Origin of the sequence: Spirillospora sp. NPDC000708 (assembly GCF_040299565.1) — a bacterium.
In the GTDB taxonomy this organism is placed as follows: domain Bacteria; phylum Actinomycetota; class Actinomycetes; order Streptosporangiales; family Streptosporangiaceae; genus Spirillospora.
The window spans coordinates 26,498-42,381 of the sequence record NZ_JBEPCJ010000094.1 but is presented as its reverse complement, the minus strand read 5'-3'; the positions used below and the strand labels follow the sequence as shown (position 1 = coordinate 42,381).

Annotated in this window: 13 protein-coding genes; 5 read left to right on the top strand and 8 right to left on the bottom strand. The window is 71.4% G+C overall.

The genetic code is table 11. The annotated features are described in order from the left end of the window. Window positions 1-197: 197 nt before the first annotated feature. The 4 genes from clpX to tig all read right to left on the bottom strand — a co-directional run bounded on the left by clpX (window position 198) and on the right by tig (window position 4,703). Window positions 198-1,472: an ATP-dependent Clp protease ATP-binding subunit ClpX gene (clpX, locus tag ABT299_RS42650; protein WP_151545781.1), complete on the bottom strand. Its 1,275-nt coding sequence runs from the start codon at window positions 1,470-1,472 to the stop codon at window positions 198-200. A 170-nt stretch (window positions 1,473-1,642) separates the two neighbouring features. After that, window positions 1,643-2,305 (bottom strand): ATP-dependent Clp protease proteolytic subunit, encoded by a 663-nt coding sequence (locus ABT299_RS42645; protein WP_190868313.1) that lies wholly within the window; start codon window positions 2,303-2,305, stop codon window positions 1,643-1,645. A gap of 61 nt (window positions 2,306-2,366) precedes the next feature. Further along, window positions 2,367-2,999, bottom strand: coding sequence for a ClpP family protease (locus ABT299_RS42640; RefSeq protein ID WP_241756548.1), 633 nt, complete (start codon window positions 2,997-2,999; stop codon window positions 2,367-2,369). Window positions 3,000-3,218: 219 nt separating this feature from the next. Next, window positions 3,219-4,703 carry a trigger factor gene (gene tig / locus ABT299_RS42635; protein ID WP_500254247.1) on the bottom strand — a complete coding sequence of 495 codons (1,485 nt, stop codon included), beginning with the start codon at window positions 4,701-4,703 and terminating at the stop codon, window positions 3,219-3,221. Between the two features lie 305 nt (window positions 4,704-5,008). On the opposite strand from tig, the gene ABT299_RS42630 reads away from it, so the two are divergent. Beyond that, entirely contained in the window at window positions 5,009-6,187 is a 1,179-nt protein-coding gene (locus ABT299_RS42630; protein ID WP_500254246.1) for a DMT family transporter, read from the top strand. 134 nt (window positions 6,188-6,321) lie between these two features. Here the strand turns inward: ABT299_RS42630 and ABT299_RS42625 are convergent, their stop codons facing one another. Beyond that, entirely contained in the window at window positions 6,322-8,865 is a 2,544-nt protein-coding gene (locus ABT299_RS42625; RefSeq protein ID WP_500254248.1) for a Tex family protein, read from the bottom strand. A 257-nt stretch (window positions 8,866-9,122) separates the two neighbouring features. On the opposite strand from ABT299_RS42625, the gene ABT299_RS42620 reads away from it, so the two are divergent. Both ABT299_RS42620 and ABT299_RS42615 read left to right on the top strand, forming a co-directional pair. Continuing rightward, window positions 9,123-10,448 (top strand): sensor histidine kinase, encoded by a 1,326-nt coding sequence (locus ABT299_RS42620; protein ID WP_500254245.1) that lies wholly within the window; start codon window positions 9,123-9,125, stop codon window positions 10,446-10,448. Further along, window positions 10,412-11,056: a LuxR C-terminal-related transcriptional regulator gene (locus ABT299_RS42615; protein WP_151546181.1), complete on the top strand. Its 645-nt coding sequence runs from the start codon at window positions 10,412-10,414 to the stop codon at window positions 11,054-11,056. The genes ABT299_RS42620 and ABT299_RS42615 overlap by 37 nt, the downstream gene beginning before the upstream one ends. 79 nt (window positions 11,057-11,135) lie before the next feature. Here the strand turns inward: ABT299_RS42615 and ABT299_RS42610 are convergent, their stop codons facing one another. After that, the gene (locus ABT299_RS42610) at window positions 11,136-11,552 is read right to left on the bottom strand and encodes a cupin domain-containing protein (protein WP_190868849.1); all 417 of its coding nucleotides are present in this window, start codon (window positions 11,550-11,552) and stop codon (window positions 11,136-11,138) included. A 61-nt stretch (window positions 11,553-11,613) separates the two neighbouring features. Between ABT299_RS42610 and ABT299_RS42605 the strand changes: the two genes are divergently transcribed. Beyond that, on the top strand, window positions 11,614-12,093 hold the full coding sequence (locus ABT299_RS42605) for a MarR family winged helix-turn-helix transcriptional regulator (protein WP_500254244.1): 480 nt from the start codon (window positions 11,614-11,616) through the stop codon (window positions 12,091-12,093). A gap of 205 nt (window positions 12,094-12,298) precedes the next feature. Then, complete coding sequence (locus ABT299_RS42600; protein ID WP_387031021.1) at window positions 12,299-14,131, top strand: glycosyl hydrolase family 18 protein; 1,833 nt, start codon at window positions 12,299-12,301, stop codon at window positions 14,129-14,131. A gap of 149 nt (window positions 14,132-14,280) precedes the next feature. Here the strand turns inward: ABT299_RS42600 and ABT299_RS42595 are convergent, their stop codons facing one another. Both ABT299_RS42595 and ABT299_RS42590 read right to left on the bottom strand, forming a co-directional pair. After that, window positions 14,281-15,168 carry a nucleotidyl transferase AbiEii/AbiGii toxin family protein gene (locus ABT299_RS42595; protein WP_500254243.1) on the bottom strand — a complete coding sequence of 296 codons (888 nt, stop codon included), beginning with the start codon at window positions 15,166-15,168 and terminating at the stop codon, window positions 14,281-14,283. After that, on the bottom strand, window positions 15,165-15,830 hold the full coding sequence (locus ABT299_RS42590; protein WP_500254242.1) for a hypothetical protein: 666 nt from the start codon (window positions 15,828-15,830) through the stop codon (window positions 15,165-15,167). The genes ABT299_RS42595 and ABT299_RS42590 overlap by 4 nt, the downstream gene beginning before the upstream one ends. Window positions 15,831-15,884: the final 54 nt, after the last annotated feature.

Genomic DNA, 15,884 nt, shown 5'->3' with positions numbered 1-15,884 from the left:
TGACCGTGCTTGGGCGAGCGCGAACTCGCTTCGCGAGCTTCCCGGTGGGGCTCGCCTTCGGCTTCGCCCCACCGGTCAGATAGCGCGCTCGCGTGACGGCTCAGGTCGCTGCGATGCGGCTGCTGCGGGCGGTTGTGAAAGACCTATGGAACGCGTGAACGCCCCTGGCCTGGTGGCCAGGGGCGTTCGCGGACGTGCTAGGCGCTCTTCTCCCTCGGCTCGCGCTTCGGGCGGTCGCGCGGGACGAGGGTCGGGTTGACGTGCTCCAGGACCGCCTCGCGGGTGATCACGACGCGCGCGACGTCCTGGCGGCTCGGGACCTCGTACATCACGGAGAGGAGGACCTCCTCCATGATGGCGCGCAGGCCGCGGGCGCCGGTGCCGCGCAGGATGGCCTGGTCGGCGATCGCCTCGAGGGCGTCGTCGGTGAACTCCAGGTCGACCCCGTCCAGCTCGAAGAGGCGGTGGTACTGGCGGACCAGCGCGTTCTTCGGCTCGGTCAGGATGTTGATCAGCGCTTCCCGGTCCAGGTTGTGCACCGAGGTGATCACCGGCAGGCGGCCGACGAACTCCGGGATCATGCCGAACTTCAGCAGGTCCTCCGGCATGACGTCGCCGAGCACCGCCGAGGACTCCTCGAAGTCCGACTTGGAGCGGATCTGGGCGCCGAAGCCCATCCCCTGCTTGCCCACCCGGGACTCGACGATCTTCTCCAGGCCGGCGAACGCGCCGCCGCAGATGAACAGCACGTTCGTGGTGTCGATCTGGATGAACTCCTGGTGGGGGTGCTTGCGGCCGCCCTGCGGCGGGACGCTCGCGGTGGTGCCCTCCAGGATCTTCAGCAGCGCCTGCTGGACGCCCTCGCCCGAGACGTCCCTGGTGATCGACGGGTTCTCGCTCTTGCGGGCGATCTTGTCGACCTCGTCGATGTAGATGATCCCGGTCTCGGCCTTCTTGACGTCGTAGTCGGCCGCCTGGATCAGTTTCAGGAGGATGTTCTCGACATCCTCGCCGACATATCCGGCCTCCGTCAGCGCCGTGGCGTCCGCGATGGCGAACGGGACGTTGAGGAGTTTGGCGAGCGTCTGCGCGAGCAGCGTCTTGCCGGATCCGGTCGGGCCGAGCAGCAGGATGTTGGACTTGCCCAGTTCCACCTGGTCGTCCCGGCCCACGTCACCCGACTGGATCCGCTTGTAGTGGTTGTAGACGGCGACGGAGAGCGCCTTCTTCGCCGTCTCCTGCCCGATGACGTAGGAGTCCAGGAACTCGTAGATCTCCCGCGGCTTGGGCAGGTTGTCCCACTTCAGGTCGGAGGTCTCGGAGAGCTCCTCCTCGATGATCTCGTTGCAGAGATCGATGCACTCGTCGCAGATGTACACGCCCGGACCCGCGATGAGCTTCTTGACCTGCTTCTGGCTCTTCCCGCAGAACGAGCACTTGAGCAGATCACCACCGTCGCCGATGCGTGCCACCCAACTGTCTCCTTTTCGTGGGGCCGCCCGTCTGAGAGGGTGCGGCGCGGCCGGCTGGCGTCCCGAGGGCTCTCGACGTTGGACTCGACGTTACCGCCTCCAACGGACTTGGTAAGCCCCTCGCCCGGAAGTATGACCACCGGGCTCGGGACCTCCCGCGTCCTACGTCCTCAGGACGACACTACCTCCGCCTTGCGCTTCCTGCTGGCGAAGACATCGTCGATGAGACCGTACTCCTTGGCCTCGTCGGCGGTGAGGATCTTGTCGCGCTCGATGTCGCGGCGGACCTCGTCGATCGGCTTGCCGCTGTGCTCGGCCAGGATCGTCTCGAGCAGCTCGCGGATCCGCATGATCTCGCGGGCCTGGATCTCGATGTCGCTGGACTGGCCGTAGGTGCCCTCGGTCGCGGGCTGGTGGATCAGGATCCGCGAGTTGGGCAGCGCCGCCCGCTTGCCGGGCGTGCCGGCGCCGAGCAGCACCGCGGCGGCCGAGGCGGCCTGGCCGATGCAGACCGTCTGGATGTCGGGCTTGACGAACTGCATCGTGTCGTAGATCGCCGTCATGGCGGTGAACGAGCCGCCGGGCGAGTTGATGTAGATGCTGATGTCGCGGTCGGGGTCGATCGACTCCAGCGTGATCAGCTGGGCCATCACGTCGTTGGCGGACGCGTCGTCGATCTGCACGCCGAGGAAGATGATGCGCTCCTCGAAGAGCTTGTTGTACGGGTTCATCTCCTTGACCCCGTACGTGGTGCGCTCGACGAAGGAGGGGATGATGTACCGGCTGTCGACCGGCGCCGGGGACCCGCCCGCCTGGACGCCGGGCCGGACCAGGTCGCTGAAGCCGGGTCGGATGAAGTCGCTCACTGTGTGCCTCCGATAGTGATTCAGGTCGTCAGGAGACCGTGCCCTCGGAGGGCACCTGGTTGGCGCTGAGGACCACGTGGTCGACGAACCCGTAGTCCTTGGCCTCGTCGGCGGTGAACCAGCGGTCCCGGTCGGAGTCGCGCTCGATCTGGTCGAGCGGCTGGCCGGTGTGCTGGGCGATCTTCTCGGCGAGCGTCTTCTTGACGTACAGCATCTGCTCGGCCTGGATCTTGATGTCGGAGGCGGTGCCGCCGATGCCGCCGGACGGCTGGTGCATCATGATCCGGGCGTGCGGCAGGGCGTAGCGCTTGCCCGTGGTGCCCGCGCACAGCAGGAACTGGCCCATCGAGGCGGCCAGCCCCATCCCGACCGTCACGATGTCGTTCGGGACGTACTGCATGATGTCGTAGATCGCCATGCCGGCGGTGACGGAGCCGCCTGGCGAGTTGATGTAGATCGTGATGTCGCGGCGGCCGTCCTCGGCCGACAGCAGCAGGAGCTCGGCGCAGATGCGGTTGGCGATGTCGTCGTCGACCTGCTGGCCGAGGAAGACGATGCGCTCGCGCAGCAGCCGCTGGAACAGCTGGTCGCCCAGGGGCAGCAGGGGCGCCTCGGCCACCCGCGCCTGGATCCGCGACGACTCGTCGAAAGTCGGAGGCATGCTCACCGGGTGTTCCTCCGGTCCTTTTAATCGGTTCGGATGATTGGACAGTAACGCGCTCACGACCCCGTTTACGCCCGGGGGGCCGCCTTTTCGCCAGGGGCGTACCCACGCCTCCGCGAGGTATGGACGATCTCCGCGAACGCGACACGCCCCGCACCCGGAGCGCGGGTGCGGGGCGTGTCGGGAACGCTCAGGGCGTCCTGGACGCGACGGGCCTTACTTCGCGTCTTCGTCCTTGGCCTCGGCGGCGGGGGCCTCCTCAGCGGCGGCCTCAGCCGTCTCCGCGGGGGTCTCCTCGGCGGCCTCGGCCTCGTCGGCGGCCGGCTCCCCGGCCGACTCGGCGGTCTCGCCCTCGGCCTCCGCCTCGGCGGTCTCGCCGTTCAGCTCGCGCTGCACGGCCTCCACGTCGATCACGTTGCCGGACTCGTCCTTGATCGTGACGTGCTCGACCACGAGGTTCAGCGCCTTGCTGCGCAGCACCTCCGACACGATCGCCGGGAGCTGGTTGTTCTGGGTGAGGTACTCGGCGAGCTGCTGCGGCGCCACGCCCATCTGCATGGCCTGCGTGACGACGTACTCGCTGAGCTCCTCGTTCTCGACGCCGAGCTCCTCCTGGACGGCGAGCTGGTCGAGGACGAAGCCGCCCTTGACGGCGAGCCGGGCCGCGTCGGCGACCTCGGTGTCGAACTCCTCCTCGGACTTCTCCTCGTCCTTGAGGTAGTCCTCCTTGGACATCCCCGCCATCTGGAGCTGCTGCTCCAGCTGCTGGTTGCGGCGGCCGATCTCCTCCTCCACCACCTTCTCGGGCAGCGGGATGTCGATCTTCTCCAGCAGCGCCTCGAGGGCCTTGTCACGGGCCTCGGACAACTGCTGCAGCCTGACCTGCCGGCCCAGCCGGGTCCGGACGTCCTCGCGCAGCTCCTCGATGGTGTCGAACTCGCTGGCGAGCTGGGCGAACTCGTCGTCCAGCTCGGGCAGGTTCTTCACCTTGACGCTCTGCACCGTGACGGTGATCTCGGCCTCCTCGCCGGCGTGCTCGCCGCCGACCAGGGTGCCGGTGAAGGTCTTGTCCTCGCCGGCGGACAGGCCGACGAGGGCCTCGTCCAGGCCCTCGATGGCGGACTTGCTGCCGACCTCGTAGGAGTAGCCGGTGGTGGAGGCGTCCTCCACCTCCTCGCCGTCGATCTTGGCGACCAGGTCGACGGTGGCGAAGTCGCCCTCCTCGACGGCGCGCTCGGCGGTGGTCAGAGACGCGAACCGCTCGCGCAGGTTGCCGACGGTCTCGTCGACCTGCTCGTCGGTCACCTCGGCGTCGTCGACGACGACCTCGATGCCGTCGTAGTCCGGCACCTCGAACTTCGGCCGGATGTCGACCTCGGCGGTGAAGGCGAACTGGGAGCCGTCGTCCAGCTCCGTCACCTCGACCTCCGGCTGGCCGAGAACGAAGATCTCGGTCTCCTCGACGGCGCGGCCGTACAGCTCGGGAAGCGCGTCGTTGACCGCCTCCTGCAGGACCGCACCCCGGCCGACGTACTTGTCGATCAGCGGGGCGGGGACCTTGCCGGGCCGGAAGCCCTTGATCCGCACCTGCTGCGAGATCTCCTTGTACGCCTTGTCGAGGTTCGGCTTGAGCTCGTCGAACGGAACCTCGACGGTGAGCTTGACCCGGGTGGGGGTCAGCTCCTCGACATCGGTCTTCACTGGGGTAGGTCTCCTTGATCGGGCGCTGTCTCGGCCGCGGCGTTCGACGCGTGCTCTTTCCTGCCTGCGAGCGCCCGGCCTCGGCGCACACGGCCGCGATGCCGCTGCCCGTCTGCGTCTTCTCAGCCGGTCGGTCTTCGCGGGCGCGGGCATGCCGAGATGCGGCTCCGCGCCCTCGCGCGCCAAGTCTATGGGGTCGCGGCGGCGTCTGCGGACATCGCGGGGGCGGTGGACCGGCGAATCGCTGTCAACAATCCCGTACAGGCAGTGACATTTGGCACCCGCACCCCCCATACTCGTCCGGGATGAACGGGATAGCCGCGGCCTTCAGCGCGACCGGTCTGTACTACCTGGGGTTCGCCGTCTTCAAGCTGGCGGCGGACCGGATGGCCCCTGTACGGGGCAACCGCATCCTGCACATGATCTGGACGATCGTGAGCAACTGGATCTTCCTCATCGCCCTCGCGATCGTGCTCGGCGGCCTCGGCCTGCAGATCGTCGCGCTCGGGAAGCTGCCGCTGTCCACCGCGGTGCCGATCTTCATGTCCGGGGTCGTCCCGCTGCTGCTCATCGCGATGGTGTTCTTCGGCGAGCGGCTCACCGCCCGCGAGTGGCTCAGCCTGCTGCTGATCGCCGCCGCGATCCTGCTGCTCACCGCGTCGATCAGCGGCCACGAGCCGATCCGGTCGGCCGCCGTGCCGCTGTGGAAGATCGCGGTGGTGGTGGCCCCGGCGGTGCTGGTGCCGGTGCTGATCCTCGTCCTCGGCGACCACCGGCCGGACGGCCGGCACGCCCGCCCCGTCACCGGCATCGCCTACGGGCTGAGCTCCGGGTTCCCGGTCGGCACCGCCGAGCTGGCCATCAAGGGCTGGAGCGACGACGCGCACGCCACCAGCCTGCGGATCGCCACGACGCCCTGGCCGTACCTGACGGTGCTGGCGGCGGCGATCGGCTTCGGGATCATGGTGATGGCGTTCCAGCGCTGCCGGGTGTCGATCGTGGCGACCGTCATGACGGTGAGCGCCAAGTCGTACCTGCTGACCATGGGCACCTTCATGTACGCGGAGGCGTGGCCGAAGGACATGGGGCACTCGGCGATGCGGTTCGGGGCGCTGCTGCTCGGCGCGGTCGCCGTCCTGCAGTTCCCCCGGCACCGGCCGGTTCAGGAGGACGAGCGCCCGCGCGAGGACGTCTCCGCCGCGCAGGACCCGTTCGGAGTTCCTTCGGTGGGCGGGCCCGTGCTCGGCGGGCCGCAGCTCGGGCAGCAGCCGGCCCCCGAGGCGGAGCCGGGGCGGTATTCGGTGCCGCCGCAGCGCAGCCCCTATGCGCAGGATCCGCTGGGCACGGGTCCGTACAACCTGCCGAACACGCCGCCACGAGGCGGGTCGCCGCGCAGGCCCGCGCAGGATCCGCGCCGCTCCCCCGCGCCCGAGCCCCACACCGAGACGGGCTCGGACGGACGCTGGCGCGGCACCGGCCGCTGACCGGAACGGGCCACCCCACCGCCGGGCGCCGCCTTGCCGCGGCGTAGCGCTTCCGAACCGCGAACGGCCGCCGTCACCGGACTTCCGATGACGGCGGCCATTCGCGTGTGAACGCTCGCCGGAGGCGGGTCGGCTCAGCGGGACTTGCGGTCGCCGCCCGGCAGACCCTTGTCGAGGCCGGCGCGGCGGAGCGCGTCCGCCATGGCGCCGCCGCCGGAGAAACCGCCCTGCCCGGAGCGGCCGCGCCCGCCGCCCTGGCCCTGCCCCTGGCCTTGCCGCTGGCCCTGTCGCTGGCCCTGGCCCTGGCCCTGTCGCTGGCCCTGGTTGCGCCCGGCCTGGCCGCGTCCGCCCTGGTTGCGTCCGCCGCCCTGGCCGCCGCGGCCTCCGCCCTGGCCCGCCTGGCCGCCCTGGCCGCCCTGGCCGCCCTGGCCGGCGCCGCGTCCGGGCCGGCGCTGGTCGCGGTCGCGCGGCTCGCCGCCGCGGCCGCCCCGCTGGTCGCGGCCCGGCTCGTCGTCCAGCCGCAAGGTCAGCGAGATCCGCTTGCGCTGCAGGTCGACGTCCAGCACCTTCACCCGGACGATGTCGCCGGGCTTGACGACCTCGCGCGGGTCCTCGACGTACCTGTCCGACATCGCGGAGATGTGGACGAGCCCGTCCTGGTGGACGCCGACGTCGACGAACGCGCCGAACGCGGCGACGTTGGTGACGACGCCCTCCAGGAGCATCCCGGGTTCGAGGTCGGAGATCTTGTCGACGCCCTCCTTGAACGTCGCCGTCCTGAACGCCGGGCGCGGGTCGCGGCCGGGCTTCTCCAGCTCGGCGAGGATGTCGGTGACGGTCGGCAGGCCGAAGGTGTCGTCGACGAACTCGGCGGGCTTCAGCGAGCGCAGCACGGCGGTGTTGCCGATGAGGCCCTTGATGTCGCTGCCGGCGGCCTCCAGGATGCGGCGGACGACCGGGTACGACTCGGGGTGCACGCTGGACGCGTCCAGCGGGTCGTCGCCGCCGGGGATCCGCAGGAAGCCCGCGCACTGCTCGAACGCCTTCGGGCCGAGCCGCGGGACGTCCTTGAGCCCGGAGCGGCTGCGGAACGGGCCGTTGGCGTCGCGGTGGGCGACGATGTTGTCCGCGAGGCCCTCGCCGATGCCGGACACGCGGGTGAGCAGCGGCGCGGACGCGGTGTTGACGTCCACGCCGACCGCGTTCACGCAGTCCTCGACGACGGCGTCGAGGGAGCGGGACAGCTTCACCTCGGACACGTCGTGCTGGTACTGCCCGACGCCGATCGACTTCGGGTCGATCTTGACGAGTTCGGCGAGCGGGTCCTGGAGGCGGCGGGCGATGGACACCGCGCCGCGCAGCGAGACGTCCATGCCGGGCAGCTCGCGGCCCGCGTACTCCGACGCCGAGTACACCGACGCGCCCGCCTCCGACACCATGATCTTGGTGAGCCCGAGGTCGGGGTACCGGGCGATCAGGTCGGCGGCGAGCTTGTCGGTCTCGCGGGACGCGGTGCCGTTGCCGATGGAGACCAGGTCCACCTTGTGCTCGCGGGCCAGCTTCGCCAGGGTCTCGATCGACTCGTCCCACTTCCGCCGCGGCTCGTGCGGGTAGATCGTGTCGGTGGCGACGACCTTCCCGGTGGCGTCGACGACCGCGACCTTCACGCCGGTGCGCAGGCCCGGGTCCAGGCCCATGGTGGCGCGGGTCCCGGCGGGCGCGGCGAGCAGCAGGTCGCGCAGGTTCGCGGCGAACACCCGGACCGCCTCGTCCTCGGCCTCCTGCCGCAGCCGGGTGCGCAGGTCGATGCCGAGGTGCACGAGGATGCGGGTGCGCCACGCCCAGCGGACGGCGTCGGCCAGCCACCGGTCGGCCGGGCGGCCCTGGTCGGCGATGCCGAAGCGGCGCGCGATCTCCGCCTCGTAGGAGCTGCGGGCGGACGGGTCCTCGGGTTCCTCCTCCGGCTCCAGGTCGAGGTCGAGGACCTCCTCCTTCTCGCCGCGGAACAGCGCGAGGACGCGGTGGGAGGGCAGCTTGGCGAACGGCTCGGCGAACTCGAAGTAGTCCGCGAACTTCGCGCCGGCCTCCTGCTTGCCGTCGCGGACCCGGGACACCATCCGGCCCCGGCTCCACATGCGCTCGCGCAGGGCGCCGATGAGGTCGGCGTCCTCGGCGAACCGCTCGACGAGGATGGCGCGCGCGCCCTCCAGCGCGGCGGCGGTGTCGGCGACGCCCTTCTCGCCGTCCACGTAGGCGGCGGCCTCGGCCTGCGGGTCGCGGGACGGGTCGTCCAGCAGCAGTTCGGCGAGCGGTTCGAGGCCGGCCTCGCGGGCGATCTGCGCCTTGGTGCGCCGCTTCGGCTTGTACGGGAGGTAGATGTCCTCCAGGCGGGCCTTGGAGTCGGCCGCCATGATCTGCGCGCGCAGCTCGCCGGTGAGCTTGCCCTGCGACTCGATCGACTCCAGGATCGCGGCGCGGCGCTCGTCCAGCTCGCGCAGGTAGCGCAGCCGCTCCTCCAGCGCGCGCAGCTGCGCGTCGTCGAGCGCGCCGGTCGCCTCCTTGCGGTAGCGGGCGATGAACGGGACGGTCGCCCCGCCGTCGAGCAGGTCCACCGCGACCCGCACCTGGCCCTCGCGGACGCCGATCTCCTCGGCGATGCGCTCGGTGATGGGCCGGATCGAGGGCTCGGCGCCCTCGTGGCCGGCGGACGTCTGGCTGATGGTCGCTGTCACAGCTTGGATTCGCTTTCTCCCCTGGGTGTCGCCTGTGCATTGTCCAGGGATCGGGGCCGCTTGTCTTGTCACCGCTCGTATGACGGTAGGCCCAGCACCACCCGACCGGCCGGGGAAGAGTGGGTCTAGCACCACCGAGCCCTGGACCGCGCTCGACCACAATGGTGGAGATCCACCGCTATGGCGATTCCTTGGAGGACCCGGTGAGCGAGCTACTGCGCGAGTACGGACGCCGGGCCCGGACCCGCCTGCTCCCCGGCCTGTTCCGGGCGGTCGTCCAGATCGTGGTGGCGTTCACGGTGAACCTGCCGCTGTTCATCCTGGCGGTGCTGTCGATCGCGTTCATCCCGCTGGGCGTCGGCGTCGTCCTGGCGCCGACGGTGTTCCAGGCGATCCGGGCGGTCGCCGACCAGCAGCGGACGTGGGCGGCCGAGTGGTCCGGGGTGCGGATCCCCGTCCCGTACCGGCCGGAGCCGGCGGGTCCGGTCGGGCCGTGGCGGCGGTTGAGGTGGCTGCTGGGCGATCCCGCGTCCTGGCGCGACCTGTTGTGGACGATCCTCAACGTGCCGGTCGCGCTCGTCCTCGGGGTGCTCGCGGGCGGCCTGGCGGTGTACGGGCTGGAGGGCGTGTTCCTCGCGCCGTGGTTCGCGATGGTCGGCGGCTACGGGTGGGGCCCGTTCTGGCCGCTGGACGACTGGGGCGCGGCCGGGATCGCCGGGTCGGTCGTGCTGGGCGCGGTGCTGTTCGCGGTGTCCTGGCCGGTGGGGCCTTTCTTCCTGAAGGCGCACGCGCTGTTCTCCCAGTCGCTGCTGGCGCCGACGCGCAACGCGCTGGCGGCCCGGGTCGAGCAGCTCGCCGAGACGCGGTCGGAGGCGGTGGACGCCTCCGCCGCGGAGCTGCGCCGCATCGAGCGTGACCTGCACGACGGCGCGCAGGCCCGGCTGGTGGCGCTGAGCATGAACATCGGGCTGGCCGAGGAGATGCTGAAGCACGATCCGGAGATGGCGCAGAAGCTGCTCGCCGAGGCGCGCGAGTCGAGCGGGACGGCGCTGACGGAGCTGCGCGACCTGGTCCGCGGGATCCACCCGCCGGTGCTGGCCGAACGCGGACTCGACGGCGCGGTGCGGGCGCTCGCGCTGACCCTGCCGCTGCCCGTGGACGTGCACATCGACCTGTCCGGGCGCCCGGGAGGCGGGCCAGGGGCGGCCGGTCCGGGAAGGCTCGAGGCGCCGGTGGAGTCGGCGGCGTACTTCGCGGTCGCGGAGATGCTGGCCAACGTGGTCAAGCACTCCGGGGCGCGGCGGGCGTGGCTCCAGATCGAGCACACCGGCGACCGGCTGATTATGATCATCGGGGACGACGGGACGGGCGGCGCGGACCCCGCGGCGGGGAGCGGCATGCGCGGGATCGAGCGCAGGCTCGCGGCCTTCGATGGGACGATGGCCGTGACGAGCCCGCCCGGCGGGCCGACCGTCGTGACCCTGGAGCTGCCGTGCGCGTTGTCATCGCCGAGGACCTCGCCCTCCTGAGAGACGGCCTGATCAGGCTGCTCGGGGCGTTCGGATTCGAGGTCGTGGAGGCGGTGGACAACGGGCCGTCGCTGCTGCGGGCGCTGACCGCGCACCGGCCGGACGTCGCGGTGGTGGACGTCCGGCTGCCGCCGACGTTCACCGACGAGGGGCTGCGGGCGGCGCTGGAGGCGCGCAAGCAGGTGCCGGGGCTGCCGGTGCTGGTGCTGTCGCAGCACGTGGAGCAGCTGTACGCGCGGGAGCTGCTGTCGGACAGCTCGGGCGGCATCGGCTACCTGCTGAAGGACCGGGTGTCGGACGTCAAGCAGTTCGTGGAGGCGGTGCGGCGGGTCGCGGACGGCGGCACCGCGCTCGATCCGGACGTGGTGGCGCAGCTGCTGACCCGGCACGCCCGCGAGGAGCCGCTGCAGCAGCTGACCCCCCGCGAGCGCGAGGTGCTCGGGCTGATGGCCGAGGGCCGCTCGAACGCGGCGATCGCCGCGAAGCTGTTCGTGACCGAGAAGGCGATCAGCAAGCACACGAACAACATCTTCGGCAAGCTCGGGCTGCCGCCGTCGGAGGACGACAACCGCCGCGTGCTCGCGGTCCTGGCCTATCTCGGCGGCTGAGCGTTCCTCGGCGGCGGAGTGCTCGCCGGCGGCGGAGCGTTCCTCGGCGGCGGAGCGTTCCTCGGCGGCCGGGCGCTCCTCACCGGGCCCACGGCGGGACGATCCGCTCGTCGCCCTGCGGCGCGAGCTCGCACTTGGCGTCGTCCACGACGGCGTCCGGGTCGTAGGCCAGGCAGCCTGCGTGCGCGGCGACGACGGCGGTGAAGCCCCCGGCGGACGCGGTCACCTGGCGGGGCAGGTCGGCGGGCAGGACGACGGTGTCGCCAGGGCCGACCTCCAGCTTGCGGCCGTCGAGGTCGACGGTGGCGGCGCCGTCGAGGAACGTCCACACCTGCTCGGTGTCGAAGGCGTGCAGCGGGCCGGTCCTGCCGGGCGTGGCGTCGACGCGCCAGACGGCGATGCCCTCGGTGCCGCCCTGGGTGGGCGTCGCGAAGGTGGTCATCACGCCGTTCGGCGTCTCGGTGCGGCGGTTGTCGGCGTCGCGAAGCAGTGTCATGGTCCCTCATCCCGTACATTGGTCAACGTGGTTGTCCATATAGTCAACGAGGTTGTCTTTTATGTCAAGCGCTCCCCCGGACCCGCCCGGCTTCGAGCTGCCGCTCCGGCTGTTCCTCGCGTTCCGCGTGATCATCGATGAGCTGCACGCCGAGCTGGCCCGCGAGGGCCATCCCGAGATGCGGCCGATGCACGGCTTCGTCTTCCAGGCGATCGGTCCGGACGGCACCACCGCCGTCGAGCTCGGCCGCCGGCTCGGCGTGTCCAAGCAGGCCGCGGGCAAGATGGTCGAGTCACTGGAGCGGATCGGGTACGTCGAGCGCACCGCCGATCCGGCCGACGCGCGGCGCAAGATCGTACGGCTGACCCGGTACGGCGTCGACGCGCTGGCCCGGTCCGCACAGATCTTCGACCGGATCCGCGACGACTGGGTGCGGCGGCTCGGCGTCGGCCAGGTGCGGGCTCTGGAGGGCACCCTCCGCGCGATGACGCCGGACGACCTGTGGCGCCTGGACATGCCGGGCTGGTTCGGGACGGCCTGAATCCTCGTTCCGGTCTTTCTCCGCGCGGCCGTCCCGTACGTCCCCAGGCAGGCGCCCAGACCAGCGCCGCCCGGCCGCCCCGGCCGCCCGGAAGGGCTTGAACGGCCCTGTCGGCGTGGTTACCATCGCCTCAATTTCTTAGGAAACTTTCCTAAGAGAAGAGCGGGGATTCCTGTTGGTTCGGGGGACGGACGAACGGAGAATCATGTCCAGACCGGGCGGAAGGCGAACCGTCGCGCTCGCCACCGCGGCCACCCTCGCACTCGCGACGGCCCTGCTCACGGCGCCACCCGCGCCGGCCGCCGGGACCGTCACCGCGACGTGCGCCAAGACCTCGGACTGGGGCACCGGCTTCGAGGGCAACTGCACGATCACCAACGGGACGGGCGCCGCGATCAGCGGCTGGAAGGTCGAGGGCGACCTGCCGTCCGGCACGTCCATCACCACGGTGTGGAACGCGACGAAGACCGTCTCCGGCAGCCACTACACGTTCACCAACGCCGGCTGGAACGGGACGGTCGCCGCCGGCGCGAGCACGAGCTTCGGCTTCGACGGCACCGGCGGCGGCTGGCTCACCGGCTGCACCGTCAACGGCGCCGCCTGCGACGGCTCGGGCACCCCGCAGCAGGACACGCAGGCTCCCACCGCTCCCGCGAACCTGCGCTCGACGTCCAAGACTGCCACGAGCGTCTCGCTGGCCTGGAACGCGTCGACCGACAACGTCGGCGTCACCGGCTACGACGTCTACAACGGCAGCGCCAAGGCGGCCACGGTCACCGGCACGAGCGCGACCGTCTCCGGCCTGTCCCCCAAGACCGCCTACAGCTTCACCGTCAAGGCGCGCGACGCCGCCGGCAACGTGTCCGCCGCGTCCGCCGCCGTGTCGGTCACCACCGACGACGGCGGGGGCGGCAACCCCGGCGGCGGGAACAAGGTCGTCGGCTACTTCACCGACTGGGGCGTCTACCAGCGCGCCTACTACGTGAAGAACATCGACACCAGCGGGTCCGCCGCCAAGCTCACCCACCTCAACTACGCGTTCGGCAACGTCACCAACGGCCAGTGCGCCATCGGCGACGCCTACGCCGACTACCAGCAGACCTACACTGCCGCCAACAGCGTCGACGGCGTCGCCGACACCTGGGACCAGCCCGTCGCCGGCAGCTTCAACCAGCTGCGCAAGCTGAAGAAGAAGTACCCGAACCTGAAGATCCTCTGGTCGTTCGGCGGCTGGACCTGGTCCGGCGGCTTCGGGCAGGCCGCCGCGAACCCCGCCGCGTTCGCCGACTCCTGCTACAACCTGGTGAAGGACCCGCGCTGGGCGGACGTCTTCGACGGCATCGACATCGACTGGGAGTACCCGAACGCCTGCGGGCTCTCGTGCGACACCAGCGGCCCGGACGCGTTCAAGAAGCTGATGGGCGCGCTGCGCGCGAAGTTCGGGTCGAGCAGCCTCGTCACGGCCGCGATCACCGCCGACGCCAGCGACGGCGGCAAGATGGACGTCACCGACTACGCGGGCGCCGCCCAGTACGTCGACTGGTTCAACCCGATGACCTACGACTACTTCGGCGCGTGGGACGCGCAAGGACCGACGGCGCCGCACTCCCCGCTGACGTCCTACCCCGGCATCCCGCACGCGGGCTTCAACACCAGCGACACCATCGCCAAGCTCAAGGCCAAGGGAGTGCCGGCGGGCAAGCTGCTGATCGGCATCGGCTTCTACGGGCGTGGCTGGACGGGCGTCACCCAGTCCGAACCGGGCGGCACCGCGACCGGCGCCGCGCCCGGCACCTACGAGGCGGGCATCGAGGACTACAAGGTCCTCAAGGGCAAGTGCCCCGCGACCGGCACCGTCGCCGGGACCGCCTACGCCAAGTGCGGCAGCGAATGGTGGAGCTACGACACCCCGTCCACCATCGGCGGGAAGATGGCCTACGCCAAGGGGCAGGGCCTCGGCGGCGCCTTCTTCTGGGAGCTGAGCGGCGACACGACGGGCGGCGAGCTGATCGCCGCCATCAAGAACGGCCTCGGCTGACGCGGCTCCCCGGGGCGCGCCCTCCCAGCGCCCCCTGAAGCGCGGCCGAGCCCGACGGGCCCCTGACCGAAACCGGACGCCGGTCAGGGGCCCTTCCATGCGCCCGGTGCCTCGCGCCGGGCGCACGCCCTCGCGCCGGGCGCACGCCGTCACGCCGGGCGTGCGGGCGGGGCCGGCGCCTCCCGGTCGAACAGGGGCCGCACCAGGTCGTCCTTCACGGCCTTCAGGTAGTCCCGCGCCGTACCGCGGACCATCGGGTGCTCGGCGCGGAACCCCTTCCAGTCGAGCCCGTCCCAGCGGGCGAGCTCGGCGTGGAGCCAGCGGGTGCCGATGATGGACGCCGCGTCGTCCAGCCCGGTCGTCCTGTCCAGCAGCGACGGCGAAGGCCGGACGTTCCTGAGCAGCCACACGTCGTACAGGTCCTTGGACAGCGGGCGCGAGTCGAGCCACAGCCAGTGCAGCTTCCAGCACAGCGACTGCTCAGGCGTGGCGGCCTTGAGGAGCAGCGGCGCGTCCCCCGACGGGCGGGGCACGGCGGTCCGGCACGGCGGGACGTGCAGCTTCTCGTCGAACGCGAAGTCGACCTGCACCTGCCCGCTCACGCCGCCGCAGTGCCAGGGCAGCGTGAGCCGGAAGCCCCAGCGGTCGTCGGGCCGGTCGCGGACCATGGTCTCCCGCGCGCCGTAGGCGTGGATCGACGACCGCTCGACGCGGCTCGGGACGAAGCGCAGGCCGTCCATCAGGTCGGTCCGGGGCGCGTATTCGACGTCGAGGAAGAGGTCCTCGAAGATCTCGTCGGTCTGGAACTCGTCGTCCCTCCACACCTCGGAGTCGACGATGAAGTCGAGGTCGTGCGGCATGCGGGCGTCCCGCCCGTACCAGGCGCGCATCAGCGCGCTGCCGCGCAGGACGAGATGCTCGCCCCACCTCGACCGGGAGATCGCGTCGAGGACGTGGTCCAGCGCGCCCTCGTGCGCGATCTCCTCCAGGGTGGGCTCGTGCGGCCCCATGCCCAGGAGCGGCGGGTCCTCCGTCATCGCGTCTCCTCCTCGACCCGCGCAAGCCCCTCTGACCGCTCGAACCGCGCGGGCTCCTCGATCCAGCCGTCGTCCAGCGACGCGTCACCGTCGTGGACGACGAACTCGCGCTCCACCGAGACGATCTCGTGGCCGCGCGCCCGCAGCGCGCCGACCAGCGCGTCCAGGCGGCGGGCCGCCGTGCGGGAGCCCACGCACCGGCAGCGCTGCGTGACGAACCGCTCCTGCCGCCCGTCGGCGCGGACGCGCCGGGCGTTGCGGGACAGGTGCGCGGCGTGCGGGCGCGCGGCGCCGGCCAGCGCGCCCGCGTCGAATCCGGGCTCCAGCAACAGCTTGAGATGGTGCTCGAAGTAGTACGCGGGGCCGAGCGCGTCGGCGTCGTCGGCGGGGACGCCCGCGTTCCACGGCGCCGCCTCGACCTTCACGCGCGCCACCTCGAACCTGTCCGCCCGCAGGTCGGCGGCGGTCCGGGCGGCGTCGGCGAGGGCGTCGTCCAGCGTGCCGCGGGTGCGCAGCGTCAGCATCGGCTGCGACGCCACCCGGCCGCGCTCCAGGACGATGTGGACGAACTTCAGGCCGCGCGCGACCGCCCACCCCGCGACCGCCCCGGCGGCCGCGGGGCGGACGGTCACGTGCGTCTCGAAGTCTCCGGCGAAGTCCACCCCCGGATGGTCGCAAACCGGCCATCGCGGGGCCCACCGGTTTTCCGGATCGCC

Coding starts and splice junctions, on each gene's coding strand:
- ABT299_RS42610 (WP_190868849.1), bottom strand. CDS start 11,552: ATGACACTGCTTCGCGACGCCGACAACCGCCGCACCGAGACGCCGAAC.
- ABT299_RS42600 (WP_387031021.1), top strand. CDS start 12,299: ATGTCCAGACCGGGCGGAAGGCGAACCGTCGCGCTCGCCACCGCGGCC.
- ABT299_RS42640 (WP_241756548.1), bottom strand. CDS start 2,999: ATGCCTCCGACTTTCGACGAGTCGTCGCGGATCCAGGCGCGGGTGGCC.
- ABT299_RS42630 (WP_500254246.1), top strand. CDS start 5,009: ATGAACGGGATAGCCGCGGCCTTCAGCGCGACCGGTCTGTACTACCTG.
- ABT299_RS42595 (WP_500254243.1), bottom strand. CDS start 15,168: ATGACGGAGGACCCGCCGCTCCTGGGCATGGGGCCGCACGAGCCCACC.
- ABT299_RS42605 (WP_500254244.1), top strand. CDS start 11,614: ATGTCAAGCGCTCCCCCGGACCCGCCCGGCTTCGAGCTGCCGCTCCGG.